Source organism: Streptomyces thermolilacinus SPC6 (assembly GCF_000478605.2).
GTDB classification, from domain to species: domain Bacteria; phylum Actinomycetota; class Actinomycetes; order Streptomycetales; family Streptomycetaceae; genus Streptomyces; species Streptomyces thermolilacinus.
On record NZ_ASHX02000001.1, the window covers coordinates 3,349,765 to 3,364,358 of the forward strand.

A 14,594-nucleotide genomic window follows, 5' to 3' on the forward strand; every position below is an offset into this window, starting at 1 on the left:
AAGGAAGAACCGTCATGGGCCTGTTCAACCGCAAGAAGGACACCGACACCCCGGCGAACCCGGCCATGGCCGAGCTGGGCCGTGAGTTCGCCATCGCCCGCCGCCACGGCGACCGCAAGACCATGCGCCGCATCGGCCGCGAGTACACCAACACCGCCCAGACCGACGCGGACGCCGCCTCGTTCCAGCACGGCCAGGAGGCGTACGACGCGATCCCGCCCATCAACTCGCCGCGCCGCAACCGGCGCCGCCGCTGAGCGGCCCCCGGGGCGGCCTCGGTCGCCAAACTTCCGCCGCCCCGGGCGCCTGAACCCCATCCCAGATCCAACGGACCCGAAAGGGAGACCCCATCATGCCCCAGCACCCCCACACCGCGCCCGTGTGCCGCGACTGCGACGGCTTCGCCACCGCCACCATCACCACCGGCAACCGCCACACGGACGGCTCCCGCGCCACCCTCCGCGTCACCTGCGTGACCTGCCAGGGCACCGGCCACACCACCATCGCCGCCGCCCGCGTCCGCGTCGGGAAGTGACCGCCATGGCCCTGCTGAACTGGCGCTCCGCCGACCACTACGACCACACCGGCGACAAGCCCTGCACGATCTGCGCCAAGCCCACCCCGCTGCGCTCGGACCGGGGCAAGCCCGTCCACAAGGTCTGCGCCGAACAGTGGCTCGACACCCACGCCTCGCAGGAGGACGACGCGTGACCGACGCCGCCACCATGGCGGGCCTGGACCCGGCCACCCTCGCCGACGTGGTGAGGCTGGCCGGGTCCACCGGCTTCGACCGCCTCCAGGACCAGATCCGCCGCACTGGCGGCTGCACCGACCCCATCCGTCTGACCGGCGCCACCAAGCTGCTCGACCCGTCCACCAAGACCGTGCTCCACGCGTACTCCACCACCGACGAACCCGGCGGCGTCCTGCGCGTCGCCTGCGGCAACCGCCGCGCCTCCCGCTGCCCCGCCTGCGCCTGGACCTACGCCGGGGACACCTACCACCTCATCCGCGTCGGACTCGTCGGAGACCCGGCCAAGGGCACCCCCGACACCGTGCGCGACCACCCCCGCGTCTTCGCCACCCTCACCGCCCCCTCCTTCGGCCCCGTCCACAACCGGCCCGGAAACCGCCCCTGCGCCTGCGGCACCCGCCACGCCGAAGACGCCCCCGAGCTGGGCACGGCCCTGGACCCGGCGACGTACGACTACGCGGGCTCGGTGCTGTGGAACAACCACGCCTCCGAGCTGTGGCGCTACTTCACGATCTACCTCCGCCGCGAGATCGCCCGCCGCGCCGGACTCACCCAGAAAGCCGCCCGCGAAGCCTCGCGCGTCTCCTTCGGCAAGGTCGCCGAGTACCAGAAACGCGGCGCCGTCCACTTCCACGCGGTCATCCGTTTCGACGGCCCCGACGGACCCGACACACCCCCGCCCGCCTGGGCCACCCTCGACCTGCTCACCGACGCCATCCGGTCCGCCGCCGCCCGCGTCCGCGTCGAAGTCCCGGCCGCCGGGGACCAGCCCGCCCGCACCCTGCGGTGGGGCACCCAACTCGACACCCAGCCCATCGGCGCCTTCGGCAACGGCGAAGAGATCAACGAACAGGCCGTCGCCTCCTACGTCGCCAAGTACGCCACCAAAGCCGCCGAGACCACCGGCACCGTCGACCGCCGCATCGGCAACAAGGAAGCCCTCGACCTCCTCGACGTGCCCGACCACCCCCGGCGCCTGATCGAAGCCTGCCTCGACCTCCACCCGCTCTACCCGGACCGGAAGCTACGCGACTGGGCCCACATGCTCGGCTTCCGCGGCCACTTCTCCACCAAGTCCCGCCGCTACTCCACCACCCTCACCGCCCTGCGCCACGCACGCGCCGACTACCGCGCCGCCGAACAACGCGCCGCCCTCGGCCTGCCCGACCCCGACGACCACCCCGAAGCCACCACCCTCGTCGTCGCCCACTGGACCTACGCCGGTCACGGCCACACCCCCGGCGAATCCTGGCTCGCCGCCACCATCCGCCGCGACATCCAGCACAACCGCGAAGCCGCACGCGAAGCACTGCACGACCTCGACACCCAAGGGGAGGACTGAACATGGATCGACTGCTGACCGTGGAGCAGGTCGCCGAGATGCTGGGAACGACGGTGCGCTTCCCCCGTCGGCTGATCGAGGAACGGCGGATCGAGTTCGTCAAGGTCGGCCGACACGTCCGCATCCGGGAGAGCGCCGTCACCGCGTTCGTCGCGGCGAACACGGTCCAGCCGGTGGTCATTCGTTCGTCCCGTCTTCGGTCGGTGGCCTGATGGCCCGCAAGCGCAAGGCACGCCGCAGCTTCGGACGGGTGCGCAAGCTGCCCTCGGGCCGGTACCAGGCTCGGTATCCGGGCCCGGACGGCATCCTGCGGCCTGCTGACCGAACCTTCGCCACCACGACCGACGCTGATCTGTGGCTCGCCAAGAAGCGTGTGGAGATCGAGGAAGGCCGCTGGCTCGACCCGGCCGAGGGGCAGACCACTGTCCGGGAGTGGTCGGCTCGCTGGTTGGCATCGGTAGCGCCTCAGCTCAAGCACAAGACGCAGGCGTCGTACCGCTCGCTGATCGACTCGCGCATCAACCCGGTGCTCGGGGACCGTGAGCTGGCGAGCCTGAGGCCCATCACGGTCGCGGAGTGGGTCGCTGCCATGAAGATGCAGGGGTTGAGCGCGTCGCGGATTCGTCAGGCGTACCGGGTCCTGTCACAGGTCATGGGCTCGGCAGTCGATAACGGTCTGATCAGCCAGACTCCGTGTCGTGGCGTGCGCCTGCCCCGTATGCCTCAGACCGAGCCGCACATCCTTACACCGGTGGAGGCGTCGCGGATCGTCCGGAACGCCGACGCTCCGCATGACCTCCTGATCGCGCTGCTGGCCTTCGCGGGCCTACGGGTCGGGGAGGCCTTCGCGCTTCGTCGGAGGGACGTAGACGTGTCTGGCCGACTCCTGGTGGTGGACGAGAACCTGGCGGAAGCGAACGGGGCGCTGGTCTTCGACACGCCGAAGTCCCACCAGCGGCGGGTCCTCTCCCTGGCTCCGTCCCTTGCCCTGCGGCTCGGTGCTTACCTCGACGGTCTGCCCGGAGGGGATGACGTGCTTCTCTTCACGAACCGGTCCGGTCGGCCGCTGCGCTACAACCAGTGGCGCAAGGCGTACTTCGACCCCGCTGTCTCGGCGGCCGGCCTAACGGACGTGACACCCCACGACCTTCGGGCTTCGCATGGGACCTGGGTAGCCGACCGGTACGGCGTCATGACCGCCGCCCACCGCCTCGGGCACTCCAACGCGAGCGTCACCACCCGCCACTACGCTCGGCCCGTTGCCGGTCGGGACGCGGAGGTGGCCACCGCCTCGGACGCCTGGTTCCAGGGGCACGACGGGGCTTATGGGGCACGCAGCGGGCACGGCGAGGACGACGACGGCTCGACTGGGGCTCTTGCGCCGCTCTGACCAGTGGCGGAGTCAGTAGCGGCCCGGAAGATCGAAAGGTCTTGAAAACCGTCGTGGCGCGAGTCACCGTGGGTTCAAATCCCACACCCACCGCAGCAGATGAACGGCCCCCGACCGGGAGATCGGTCGGGGGCCGCTTCCGTGCGGGCATGCGGTGGGATGGCAGCCCGCGGGGACCTACAGCTCGTCATCCCGTTCGAGGATCAGGCTGATCGAGCCGTCCTCGAGGTTGATGCCGCCATCAAGATGCTGGTGGTAGCCGTCCGGGAGTCCGGGGGCGGCGAGACTGACGAGGTGCTCGGCCAGGTCCCGCAGTCCGGCGGCGTTGGCGGTGATGGTGACTTCGGTGGCTGAGTCGTGCACCTTGATCTTGGGTTCGCCCATGGGGCCACGTTACGGCGGTCCTTCAGCACCGTCCCTGGGCCCGCCGCTCGCCCGACCCGCCGGACACGCGACGGCGCCGCCCACCGGAACGAGAGCATCCCGCCGGAAGCATGCCGGTGAGTGTCTCCGAGGCTCTGGCGGCACGTGGACCGGCTGAGCGCACGAGGCACTGCCTTTCGTCGCGGTGCCCGGTGGTGTCGATCGTGGCTGCATGCCGCTCGCGCTGATCGCGCTTCTTTGAGGGGTGGGTCGCGCTCTGGTGTGAACCGTGGGGGGCGGGGTTTATCGGGGGGACTGTCACGCTTCAGTGGGATTGGGGCGGGCAGTCCGGTTCGCCGGAAGGGGCGTGGGCAGTCTTGAGCCGCGAACGCCGACCGTTCGCCGCTTCGGGAGGATGGAGGATCACATGGCAGGTGGCTTCCTTGCCCACGGCTCCGGGGCCGTCGTTCCCGCCCCGTTGGCGCGGTGCTCGTCGCCAGTTCTGTGGACGACCCGGTCGCCACCGGGCCCGGATGCCCGGCCCGAGGGGTGAGGGGGGCGAAGTGGAGTGACGATCCGCGGCCCGCGCGCCGGTACGGAGGTACCGGGGCGCGGGCCGTGCGTCGTGTCCGGGGGGCGCGACCCTGACCACGTCACCCCCTCCCCTCCACCTACAGGAGGTGGGTCCCGCATCACCCCTACAACCTGAGGGGGACACCGTTTCGGGACCTGGGGGCGATCCCCGTGCGGGTGCCCCGCTCCTAGCGTGGTCGTATGACCGCGACTACTGGCCCCGTCTGTGCCGGAGCCTCCACGGCCGCCTCCGCGTATCCGTCCTTCTCCTCGTACGTACGGGCCCGGGGCCCCGTCCTGCTGCGCACCGCGCGCTCGCTGACCGCCAACCCCTGCGACGCCGAGGACCTGCTCCAGACCGCCCTCGCGAAGACGTACGTGGCCTGGGAGCGCATCGAGGACCACCGCGCCCTCGACGGCTATGTGCGCCGCGCCCTCGTCAACACGCGTACGTCGCAGTGGCGCAAGCGCCGGGTGGACGAGTTCGCGTGCGACGAGCTACCGGAGCCGCACGGGTTGCAGGAGTCCGACCCGGCCGAGCGGCAGGGCCTGCGCGACGCGATGTGGCGTGCGGTCATGCGGCTGCCCGACCGGCAGCGCGCCATGGTCGTACTCCGGTACTACGAAGACCTCAGCGAGGCGCAGACGGCGGCGGTGCTCGGGGTGTCCGTGGGGACCGTCAAGAGCGCCGTCTCCCGTGCCCTGGGCAAGCTGCGGGACGATCCGGAACTGGCGCCGGTCCGGTGACTTCGGAGGTGCCCTGGCGCGGGCGGGCCTCGATGTCCGGGGCACGGTCCGGTGCTCGTGACGGATGTTTCACGTGAAACGGCATACCCAGGGGTAGTGACATACCGCGCGGTATGGGCGCAGAATCTGCACACCACACCGCCGCGTAGCGAGCGCCCACCGGGAGGACGCCGTGCTGAGCACCATGCAGGACGTACCGCTGACCGTCACCCGCATCCTTCACCACGGGATGACGATCCACGGGAAGTCGCAGATCACCACCTGGACCGGTGGACCGGAGCCGCAGCGACGCAGCTTCGCCGAGACCGGTGTCCGGGCGACGCGGCTCGCCAACGCCCTGCGCGACGAACTCGGGGTCGTCGGCGACGACCGGGTCGCGACCCTGATGTGGAACAACGCCGAGCACGTCGAGGCGTACCTCGCGATCCCGTCCATGGGCGCGGTCCTCCACACGCTCAACCTGCGCCTCCCCGCCGAGCAGCTCATCTGGATCGTCAACCACGCCGCCGACCGCGTCGTCCTGGTCAACGGCACCCTCCTCCCCCTTCTCGCGCCGCTCCTGCCGCACCTGCCGACCGTCGAGCACGTCGTCGTCGCGGGACCCGGCGACCGCTCCGTCCTGGACGACGCCGCGCCGCAGGTCCACGACTACGACGAGCTGATAGCGGGCCGCCCGGACACGTTCGACTGGCCTGAGCTGGACGAACGCCAGGCCGCCGCCATGTGCTACACCTCCGGCACCACCGGCGACCCCAAGGGCGTCGTCTACTCCCACCGCTCCATCTACCTGCACTCCATGCAGGTGAACATGAGCGAGTCCATGGGCCTCACCGACCGCGACACGACGCTGGTGGTCGTCCCGCAGTTCCACGTGAACGCCTGGGGGTTGCCGCACGCCACGTTCATGAGCGGCGTCAACATGCTGATGCCCGACCGCTTCCTCCAGCCCGCCCCGCTCGCCGAGATGATCGAGAAGGAGCGGCCGTCGCACGCCGCCGCCGTCCCCACCATCTGGCAGGGCCTCCTCGCCGAGGTGATGGCCAACCCGCGCGACATCTCCTCCATGGCCAACGTCACCATCGGCGGCGCCGCCTGCCCGCCCTCCCTCATGGAGGCGTACGACAAGCTCGGCGTCCGCCTCTGCCACGCCTGGGGCATGACGGAGACCTCCCCGCTCGGCACCATGGCGTTCCCGCCCGCCGGCCTGACGGAGGAGGAGGCATGGCCGTACCGCGTCACGCAGGGCCGCTTCCCGGCCAGTGTCGAGGCGCGGCTGATCGGCCAGAACGGCGAGACGCTGCCGTGGGACGGTGAGTCCGCCGGTGAGCTGGAGGTCCGCGGCCCGTGGATCGCGGGCGCCTACTACGGCGGCGCGGACGCCGAGGCGCTGCGGCCCGACGACAAGTTCAGCGAGGACGGCTGGCTGAAGACGGGCGACGTGGGCGTCATCAGCCCCGACGGGTACCTCACCCTCACGGACCGCGCGAAGGACGTCATCAAGTCGGGCGGTGAATGGATCTCGTCCGTCGAGCTGGAGAACGCCCTGATGGGCCACCCGGACGTCGCCGAGGCCGCCGTCGTGGCGGTCCCGGACGACCGGTGGGGCGAGCGGCCGCTCGCGACGGTCGTCCTCAGGGAGGGAGCGAGCGCCGACTACGAGACGCTGCGCGCGTTCCTCGCCGAGTCGGGCATCGCCAGGTGGCAGCTGCCGGAGCGCTGGGCGGTCGTCCCGGCGGTGCCGAAGACGAGCGTCGGCAAGTTCGACAAGAAGGTGATCCGCAAGCAGTACGCGGACGGGGAGCTGGACGTCACGCTGCTGTAGTCAGTGAAGAAGGGGGAGGGGGCGAGCCGACCGGCTCGCCCCCTCCCCCTTCTCCGTGCGCTTACTCCGTGCGCCGCCGCTAGTTGGTGCCGATCTTCGCGAGCAGGTCGACGATCCGCGACTGCACCTCGGGGCTCGTGGACCGCTCCGCGAGGAACAGCACCGTCTCGCCCGATGCCAGCCGCGGCAGGTCCGCCTCGTCCAGTCCCGCCGACGTGTAGACGACCAGCGGCGTGCGGTTGAGGTGCCCGTTGGCGCGCAGCCAGTCGATGATCCCGGCCCGCCTGCGCCGTACCTGCATCAGATCCATGACCACGAGGTTCGGCGGCAGCTGGGAGGCCAGCGCGACGGCCTCGCCGTCCGTCGCCGCCCGCTGCACCCGCATGCCGCGCCGCTCCAGCGCGGCCGCCAGCGCGTGCGCGATCTCGTCGTGCTCCTCGATCAGCAGGACCCGCGACGGGTGCTGCTCGCTGTCGCGCGGCGCCAGCGCCTTGAGGAGTACGGCCGGATCGGCGCCGTACGCGGCCTCGCGGGTCGCCTGGCCGAGACCCGCCGCCAGCAGCACCGGGACCTCGGCGGCCACCGCGGCCTGGCGCAGCGACTGGAGGGCGGTACGCGTGATGGGTCCGGTCAGCGGGTCCACGAACAGGGCCGCCGGGAACGCGGCGATCTGCGCGTCCACCTCCTCGCGGGAGTGCACGATCACCGGCCGGTAGCCCCGGTCGGTCAGCGCCTGCTGCGTCGTCACGTCCGGTGCGGGCCACACGAGGAGACGGCGCGGGTTGTCCAGCGGCTCCGGCGGCAGCTCGTCGTCCACGGGCTGCGGCTGCGGCTCGTTGGCCACCTCCACGGCGCCGCCCGGCCCGTCCAACGGCTCGGGGCCCTCGTCCGCGCCCTCGTCCGGTGCCCCTATCTCGTACGCACGGCCCTCCGCGGCCGGGGGCGTGAGCAGCTGCTGGCCGTGGGGCGCGGGGGTGCCGGGCGCCGGGGGCGCGGTGGGCGGTGCGGGGGCGGCGGCCTCGGGGGCGGGCCGCGGGTCGGTCTCCGGGGGCGTGGCCAGCTTGCGGCGACGCCCGGAGCCGGTGCCGGTGCCTGTTCCCTGGGCGGGTGTCTGGTGCTGGACCGCGGTGGCCTGCTGGGCGAACGGCACGCCTTGGCCGAGGGTACGGACGCTGAACGCCCGCCCCTGCGTGGACCCGGCCGCGTCCACCGGCAGGCCGTTGGGGGGCGTGCCGGGCGCGGGGACGGGAGCCGCCGGGGCCTCCGCGGCGGGTGCCGCCGGGGCAGGGGGCGCTACGGCGCGGCGCCGCCCGGTGGGTACGGCGGTGCCGGGCGCGGGCGTGGGCGCCGGGTGCGCGCCGGGCGGCACGGGGGTGGTGCCGGGTGCGGCTGGGGCGCCGGGCGGGACCGGGGCGCCGGGGGTGACCGGCGGGACGGGGCCACCGGGTCCGGCGGGTGCGCCAGGGGCGGCCATGGGCGCGGCGGCACCCGGCGGCACGGGCGCCCCGGGGGCCTGCTCGGGCCCTGGTGCTCCCGGAACCGGCGGTACGGCGGCGACCGGAGGTACCGGTGCGCCAGGCGGTACCGGCATGCCGGGCGCGACCGGCGGGGCCGGGATCGGGTGGGGCTGCGGCGGAGTGTGGTCGGCACCCGGCACCGCACGGACGGCGTCGTGGTGGCTGTCCGCGTCGGGCGCGGCAGGCACGACCGGCGCGGCGGGCGCGACCGGCGCGACCCGCTGGCTCCGGGCGGCCTGGCCCGGCGCGACCGGCTGGGCCTGGGCGGCCTGCGCCGCCTGAACGGCCTGTCCCCGCTGCCCCGCCTGCACCGGCCGGCCCGCCGCCTCCATGTGCTGCGGCGACTGGCCGCCCGGGGCGCGGTCCGCCTCCGCGGGGGGCAGCGCGAAGGCCGCCCGCCCCGTGCCCTCGGCGGTCGCGGCAGCGCGCTCCTGGCCCGCCGCGAGCGCCCGGCGCGCACGGCGCCCGGCAGGCGCGGGCGCCACTCCCTGCGCCGGTACAGGCGCCGGTCCCTGGGCCACCCCTTGCGCCCCGTGCACCCCTTGCGCTCCCTGCGCCGGTACGGGCGCGGCCGGGAGCGCCGGCACGGCACCCTCCTCCGCCGGGCCCCGACGCGCACGGCGCCCACCGCCCGGTACGGCGTCGCCCACGGGGCCCACGCCCTGCGGCGGCACGGTGTCGCCGAGGCCCGCCGGACGGGGCGGCGCGGCCGACTCGGCGGCCATCACGACGGAGCCCTCCGCCGCCGGTGCGGCCTCCGCCGGGCTGGGCCGCCCGCGACGGCGACCGGTCGGTTCGGGGCTCCCGGAATCCTGCGCGGGTACGAGCCGCTGCTCGCCCGTCGTGTCACCGGTGGGCGCGGCGGCGCGGCGACGGCCGGTCGGCGGGACCGCCACGGGGTCCTCCGCACGTACCGGACTGTCGAGGAAGGCGTCCGTCGAGGCGCGCCGGGCCCGCCGCCGACCCCCGCCCGCAGTCGGCTCACCGGCACCGGAACCGGCACCGGCGCCCGTACCGGAACCAGGGCCGGACTGCTGCGCGGGCAGCGTCACGGCGACGCCCCCAGCGCCCGCGCCCCCGCCGTCAGCACCGCCACCATCCGCGGCACCGCCCTCAGGCCCACCGCCGTCGGCAGCACCCGCCCCGGCAGCGGCCTCGTCGCCCTCCCGGGTGTCCGGCGCGACGGCACCGCCCCCGGCGCCCAGCGGAACCTCCAGCACATAAGCGCTGCCGCTCGTACCGGGCACCTCGTGCGTCTGGAGGACACCGCCGTGCGCGCGGACGATCCCGCGCACGATCGGCTCGTGCACCGGGTCGCCGCCCGCGTACGGCCCTCGCACCTCGATCCGTACGACCTCGCCGCGCTGCGCCGCGGCCACGACGATCGTCGAGTCGGCGTAGCCGCCGTCCGCCACGACGCGCGCCTTGCCCGTGGAGTCCACGCCCGCGACGTCGGCGACCAGGTGCGCGAGGGCGGTGGCCAGGCGTACGCCGTCGATCTCCGCCTCGATGGGCGGCGCGTGCACCGCGAACTGCACCCGGCCCGGACCGATCAGCTCCACCGCGCCGTCGAGGCCGCTCGCCACGACCGCGTCGAGCAGCACCAGCTCCTTGCGCAGCTCCTCCTCGCCCGTGTCCAGCCGCTGGAAGCCGAGGACGTTGTCCACCAGGGTCGTCATCCGGGCGTACCCGGCGGCCAGGTGGTGGAGGATCTGGTTGGCCTCGGGCCACAGCTGCCCGGCCGGGTCGGCGGCGAGCGTGCCTAGCTCGCGGCGCAGCTCCTCCAGCGGGCCGCGCAGCGACTCGCCGAGGACGGCGGTCAGCTGGGTGTGCCGCCCGGCGAGCGACTCGTACCGCTTCCCGGCATCAGCGAGCCGCTCCTCGTACGCGGCGGTCTCCGCCTCGTGCTTCTCGGTGAGCGCGGCGGTCTCGGCCTCGTGCTTCTCGATGAGCGCGGCGGTCTCCGCCTTGTGCTTCTCGGTCAGCGCGGCGACCCGCTCGGCGTGCTCCTCGGTGAGCTGCTCGTACGGCCGCCGGTCGGCGAACGTCATGACCGCGCCGACCAGCTGGTCCCCGTCCCGTACGGGGGCGGTCGTCAGGTCCACCGGGACGGCGGAGCCGTCCTTCGCCCACACGACCTGCCCCCGGACGCGGTGCTTCCGCCCGGAGCGCAGCGTGTCGGCGAGCGGCGACTCGTCGTACGGGAACGGCTCGCCGTCCGCACGCGAGTGCAGCATCAGCGGGTGGAGCTCCTTGCCGCCCAGCTCACCGGCCCGCCAGCCGAGGATCTGCGCGGCGGCGGGGTTGACCAGGACGATGCGCCCGTCCGTGTCCGTGCCGACGACGCCCTCGGACGCGGCGCGCAGGATCATCTCGGTCTGGCGCTGCGAACGGGCCAGTTCGGCCTCGGTGTCGATGGTGCCGGAGAGGTCGCGGACGACGATCATCAGCAACTCGTCGCCACTGTACGAGCCGGCCCCGTAGGAGTCGTACGCCTTGTCGCCGTCCTCCAGGCCCGCGCTGGTGACCTCGACGGGGAACTCGCTGCCGTCCGTCCGCCGCGCCATCATGCGGGTCGGCTTGGTCCGGCCCAGCGGGTCGGCCGCCTCGGGGCGCCGCATGGAGCCGGGGATGAGCCGCGAGTCGAACGACGGCAGCAGATCCAGCAGGCCGCGCCCCACCAGCGCCGTGCCGGGCGTCTCGAACATCTCGAGCGCGATGGTGTTGGCGTTGACGACCGTGCCGTTGGTGTTGACGAGGACCAGCCCGTCGGGCAGGGCGTCGAGTATGGCTGCGAGGCGAGCAGCGCCTCGGGATGGCCTGCTGCTCACGACGACGCTTCCTCCCACTGACCTACTGCCGCTTACGGAAGGGAGTCTAAGGGCTGGGGGTGTGGGAGGGGCGGTGGATGAGGGGGAGCTCTGCGCGAGGTTGTGTGCGCGCCGCGTACGCCCCCAGCCCGTAGTCACTGGTGAACGCGCCCGGCTCGCTACGACCGCGCCTGCGGGAGGACCGGCTGGAGGCTCTCCCAGCGGGCGATCTCGCAGCCGTTCGTCCGGGCGAAACGGGCGTCGACGTCACGGCCCTGCCAGGTGCCGGTGATACGTGCGGTGGCCGGGCCGCCGTGCTGCTGGGTGCACATCCGGTCCTGCGGGACGGGGGCGAACGGGTCCTGGCCGTCCTCGGACAGCTCCACCAGCCGGGCGCAGGCGCGGTCGGCGCGCGGGTGGGTGCCGCTGCCCTCGCCGCCGTCGCACTCCAGCTCGAACGTCCCGTCCGCTGTCGGGTTGCCGGACCGCTCCACGGTGATCGTCAGCGCGTCGGGGCCGGAGTCGGACGGGAGCAGCGGCGGGAGCTGCGCCAGCTGCGGCAGGGGCGGCAGGGGGGAGGCGACGGCGAGGGGCGCGGCGACGCCGAGGGCGGCGACGGAGGCGGCGGTGGTCAGGACGAGTCGGCGCAGCATGCGTACTCCTGGGTGCTCGGGAACCTGCGGGGCACCGGCGGGGCCCGGCTCCCCACCCCTCTAACGCTGCACCGGCCGCCGCGTTGCGCAACCGTAAGCCTTTGCCCTGCGCCCCCGGCGCCTAGTACCGTGGACGGCGATTGGTGACGCGGCCCCAGGCTGTGTCATCATCTGCACGCACCACACGCGCGAGCGCGGGTGCGCTGGAGGCGTCGCCTAGTCCGGTCTATGGCGCCGCACTGCTAATGCGGTTTGGGCTTTACCGTCCATCGAGGGTTCAAATCCCTCCGCCTCCGCACCAAGGAAGCCCCGGCCCCAGGCCGGGGCTTCCGTCGTTCCCGGTCGGCTCCGGCGCTGCCCGGTCGCCTCTCCGGGTGCAGGGGCCTTGGAATCCGCCACCGCGAGCGCTTCGGGGGCGTGTTTGTCCAGGTTGTGACCGGTTTGGCTAATGGATTTCGCGTCCCGGCGCAGGTCATGTAATGTTGTTTCCGCAACGCCGACCGGGCCGAAAAGCCCGGGAGGAAAGCCAGGGAGTAAGATCACTGGCAGGCACTCGTAGCTTAACGGATAGAGCATCTGACTACGGATCAGAAGGTTGCAGGTTCGAATCCTGCCGAGTGCACAGCAGGCCGAAGGCCCCGGAGAGATCCGGGGTCTTCGGCGTTTTCCGGGGGCGGTGTGCGGCGGGGGTGCCGGGTGGCTGTGGGACAGTGGCGCGCATGGTGGTGGAGGCCGGGGAGCGGTGGTTCGTGGTCGGGGGACCGCGCGTGCTTGACGCGTCGTGACGGGCGGGTGGCGGAGCCGGGGGGTCCGGTGGGTGGGGCGGCGGCCCGTGTGGGCGTGGGAGGGCGGGCGGACCAGTCCTCTCCCGTACGGGCGTGAGCTGGCGTTCCGGGTCGTCGGGGAGCGGCTGTGTCCGGGGGCGCGCGGCAACGCCTGCCCGGAGCGAGCCGTCGTCGGCGCCCGCGGCACCGGCGGGCTGTGCGCCCAGTGCGCGCGTCTCGACCGGGCGCACTCCGTCGCCGCCGACACCGCGCTCGACGACCCGAGGGTCTTCCGCGTGTACCTCGCCTGGTTCGGCGGCGCCCTCGTCAAGGTGGGCATCACCGCCGAGGAGCGGGGCGACGCGCGGCTGCTGGAACAGGGGGCCGTCGCGTTCGCCTGGCTCGGGCGCGGGCCGTTGATGGCCGCGCGGCGGACCGAGGAGGTGCTGGGCGCCGCGCTGGGCGTGCCCGACCGGATCCCGTACGCCGCCAAGCGCCTCGCCCGCGCCGGGCTGCCCGGCCCGGAGGAGCGCGCGGCCGAGGTGGAGCGGCTGTACCGGGCCGCCCGCGCCGTACCGGGGTGGGGAGACACGCTGGAGGCCCTGCCGTTCGCCGGGGTGCGGGACCACGCCGAGGTGTTCGGGCTGGACCGGGTGGCGCGGATCGACGGTGTCGTCGGCGCCGCGGGCGGCCTCGTGGCGGGCGGGGAGCTGGCGGGCACGCTGCTCGCGGTCGCCGGGCCCGATCTGCACCTGGAGCTGGGCGACGGGCGGCAGGTGGTGCTCGACGGCCGGCTGGTCGCCGGATGGGAGCTCGCCCGGGGCGGCGGGCGGATGACCCTGCCGGTCGATGCCGTCCAGAGGGGGCTGTTCTGAAGCCGTAGGGGACGGCGGGGGCTGCCTCGGGGTGACCGGGCGGTCGCCGTGCCGGTGGGATTCTCAGGGAAATCACAGGAACCCGTAAGCGGCCTCTCAGCCGCCCCGCCCAGCCTGACGGTATGACCGTCTCCCCTCCCCAGCCCCGTGCCCGTGTCCGCTCCCGCTCCGAGACGCGGCGGTCCGACGGCAGGCCGGTCCGCGTGCTCGTCGTGGGCGGCGAGTCGTCCCTCTCCGAACTCCTGTCCCTGGCCCTGCGCTACGAGGGCTGGGAGGTCCGCACCGCCGGGAACGGCGCCGACGCCGTGAGCGCCGCCCGCGACGTCCGGCCCGACGCCGTCGTCCTGGACGTGACGCCGCCCGGTGTCGACGGGCTGAGCGTGCTCCACCGGCTGCGCCGCGACCACCCCGACGTGCCCGTCCTGTTCCTCACGCCCGGGGACTCCGTCGAGGACCGTGTCGCCGGGCTCACCGCGGGCGGCGACGACTGCGTGGCCAAGCCGTTCGCCCTGGAGGAGGTCGTCGCCCGGCTGCGCGGGCTGATCCGCCGCTCCGGCGCCGCGCCCGCCCGCGGCGACTCGCTGCTCGTCGTGGGCGACCTCACCCTGGACGAGGACAGCCACGAGGTGGCCCGTGGCGGGCAGGGCATCCACCTGACGGCCACCGAGTTCGAACTGCTGCGGTTCCTCATGCGCAACCCGCGGCGCGTCCTCAGCAAGGCCCAGATCCTCGACCGCGTCTGGTCGTACGACTTCGGCGGCCGGGCCAACGTGGTCGAGCTGTACATCTCGTACCTCCGCCGCAAGATCGACGCGGGCCGCACCCCGATGATCCACACGCGGCGCGGCGCCGGGTACCTGATCAAGCCGGGTGAATGACCGTACGGGAGGTGTGTCGGGCCCCGTGGTCGGCCCTGACGGGTGTGGCAGCGGCCCGGTGGCAGGAAGTGGCCGGAAAGGGGTGCCTGTCGATGGCCGGAAGAAA

Annotated in this window: 13 protein-coding genes and 2 tRNA genes; 12 read left to right on the plus strand and 3 right to left on the minus strand. The window is 73.6% G+C overall.

What is annotated here, in order from left to right; translation table 11 throughout:
- The first annotated feature begins 14 nt into the window (after positions 1–14).
- From J116_RS14420 to J116_RS14440, 6 genes are all read left to right on the plus strand, one after another.
- The gene (locus tag J116_RS14420) at positions 15–257 is read left to right on the plus strand and encodes a hypothetical protein (RefSeq protein ID WP_023587772.1); all 243 of its coding nucleotides are present in this window, start codon (positions 15–17) and stop codon (positions 255–257) included.
- Positions 258–352: 95 nt separating this feature from the next.
- Positions 353–535 carry a hypothetical protein gene (locus tag J116_RS14425; protein WP_023587773.1) on the plus strand — a complete coding sequence of 61 codons (183 nt, stop codon included), beginning with the start codon at positions 353–355 and terminating at the stop codon, positions 533–535.
- Between the two features lie 5 nt (positions 536–540).
- On the plus strand, positions 541–711 hold the full coding sequence (locus tag J116_RS30140) for a hypothetical protein (RefSeq protein WP_162850454.1): 171 nt from the start codon (positions 541–543) through the stop codon (positions 709–711).
- The gene (repSA, locus tag J116_RS14430; protein WP_023587775.1) at positions 708–2,096 is read left to right on the plus strand and encodes a replication initiator protein RepSA; all 1,389 of its coding nucleotides are present in this window, start codon (positions 708–710) and stop codon (positions 2,094–2,096) included. Before J116_RS30140 ends, repSA begins: the two co-directional genes overlap by 4 nt.
- Positions 2,097–2,098: 2 nt before the next feature.
- Positions 2,099–2,308: an excisionase family DNA-binding protein gene (locus J116_RS14435; RefSeq protein WP_023587776.1), complete on the plus strand. Its 210-nt coding sequence runs from the start codon at positions 2,099–2,101 to the stop codon at positions 2,306–2,308.
- The gene (locus J116_RS14440; RefSeq protein ID WP_023587777.1) at positions 2,308–3,486 is read left to right on the plus strand and encodes a tyrosine-type recombinase/integrase; all 1,179 of its coding nucleotides are present in this window, start codon (positions 2,308–2,310) and stop codon (positions 3,484–3,486) included. Before J116_RS14435 ends, J116_RS14440 begins: the two co-directional genes overlap by 1 nt.
- A gap of 177 nt (positions 3,487–3,663) precedes the next feature.
- On the opposite strand, the gene J116_RS14445 is transcribed toward J116_RS14440, so the two are convergent.
- Positions 3,664–3,870, minus strand: coding sequence for an Imm32 family immunity protein (locus tag J116_RS14445; RefSeq protein WP_023587778.1), 207 nt, complete (start codon positions 3,868–3,870; stop codon positions 3,664–3,666).
- Positions 3,871–4,623: 753 nt separating this feature from the next.
- Between J116_RS14445 and J116_RS14450 the strand changes: the two genes are divergently transcribed.
- Both J116_RS14450 and J116_RS14455 read left to right on the plus strand, forming a co-directional pair.
- A complete protein-coding gene (locus J116_RS14450; protein ID WP_023587779.1) occupies positions 4,624–5,169 on the plus strand; it encodes a SigE family RNA polymerase sigma factor in 546 nt (181 codons plus the stop codon).
- A 172-nt stretch (positions 5,170–5,341) separates the two neighbouring features.
- On the plus strand, positions 5,342–6,991 hold the full coding sequence (locus J116_RS14455) for a long-chain fatty acid--CoA ligase (protein WP_023587780.1): 1,650 nt from the start codon (positions 5,342–5,344) through the stop codon (positions 6,989–6,991).
- A gap of 79 nt (positions 6,992–7,070) precedes the next feature.
- Here the strand turns inward: J116_RS14455 and J116_RS14460 are convergent, their stop codons facing one another.
- Together J116_RS14460 and J116_RS14465 are read right to left on the minus strand one after the other, a co-directional pair.
- Positions 7,071–11,339 carry a response regulator gene (locus tag J116_RS14460; RefSeq protein WP_023587781.1) on the minus strand — a complete coding sequence of 1,423 codons (4,269 nt, stop codon included), beginning with the start codon at positions 11,337–11,339 and terminating at the stop codon, positions 7,071–7,073.
- A 158-nt stretch (positions 11,340–11,497) separates the two neighbouring features.
- A complete protein-coding gene (locus J116_RS14465; RefSeq protein ID WP_023587782.1) occupies positions 11,498–11,971 on the minus strand; it encodes an SSI family serine proteinase inhibitor in 474 nt (157 codons plus the stop codon).
- Positions 11,972–12,176: 205 nt separating this feature from the next.
- Between J116_RS14465 and J116_RS14470 the strand changes: the two genes are divergently transcribed.
- The 4 genes from J116_RS14470 to J116_RS14485 all read left to right on the plus strand — a co-directional run bounded on the left by J116_RS14470 (position 12,177) and on the right by J116_RS14485 (position 14,488).
- A tRNA-Ser gene (locus J116_RS14470) sits at positions 12,177–12,267 on the plus strand.
- A 253-nt stretch (positions 12,268–12,520) separates the two neighbouring features.
- Positions 12,521–12,593, plus strand: a tRNA-Arg gene (locus tag J116_RS14475).
- Positions 12,594–12,803: 210 nt separating this feature from the next.
- Complete coding sequence (locus J116_RS14480) at positions 12,804–13,610, plus strand: DUF2797 domain-containing protein (protein ID WP_023587783.1); 807 nt, start codon at positions 12,804–12,806, stop codon at positions 13,608–13,610.
- 122 nt (positions 13,611–13,732) lie between these two features.
- Positions 13,733–14,488, plus strand: coding sequence for a response regulator transcription factor (locus J116_RS14485; RefSeq protein WP_023587784.1), 756 nt, complete (start codon positions 13,733–13,735; stop codon positions 14,486–14,488).
- The last annotated feature ends 106 nt before the right edge of the window (positions 14,489–14,594 follow it).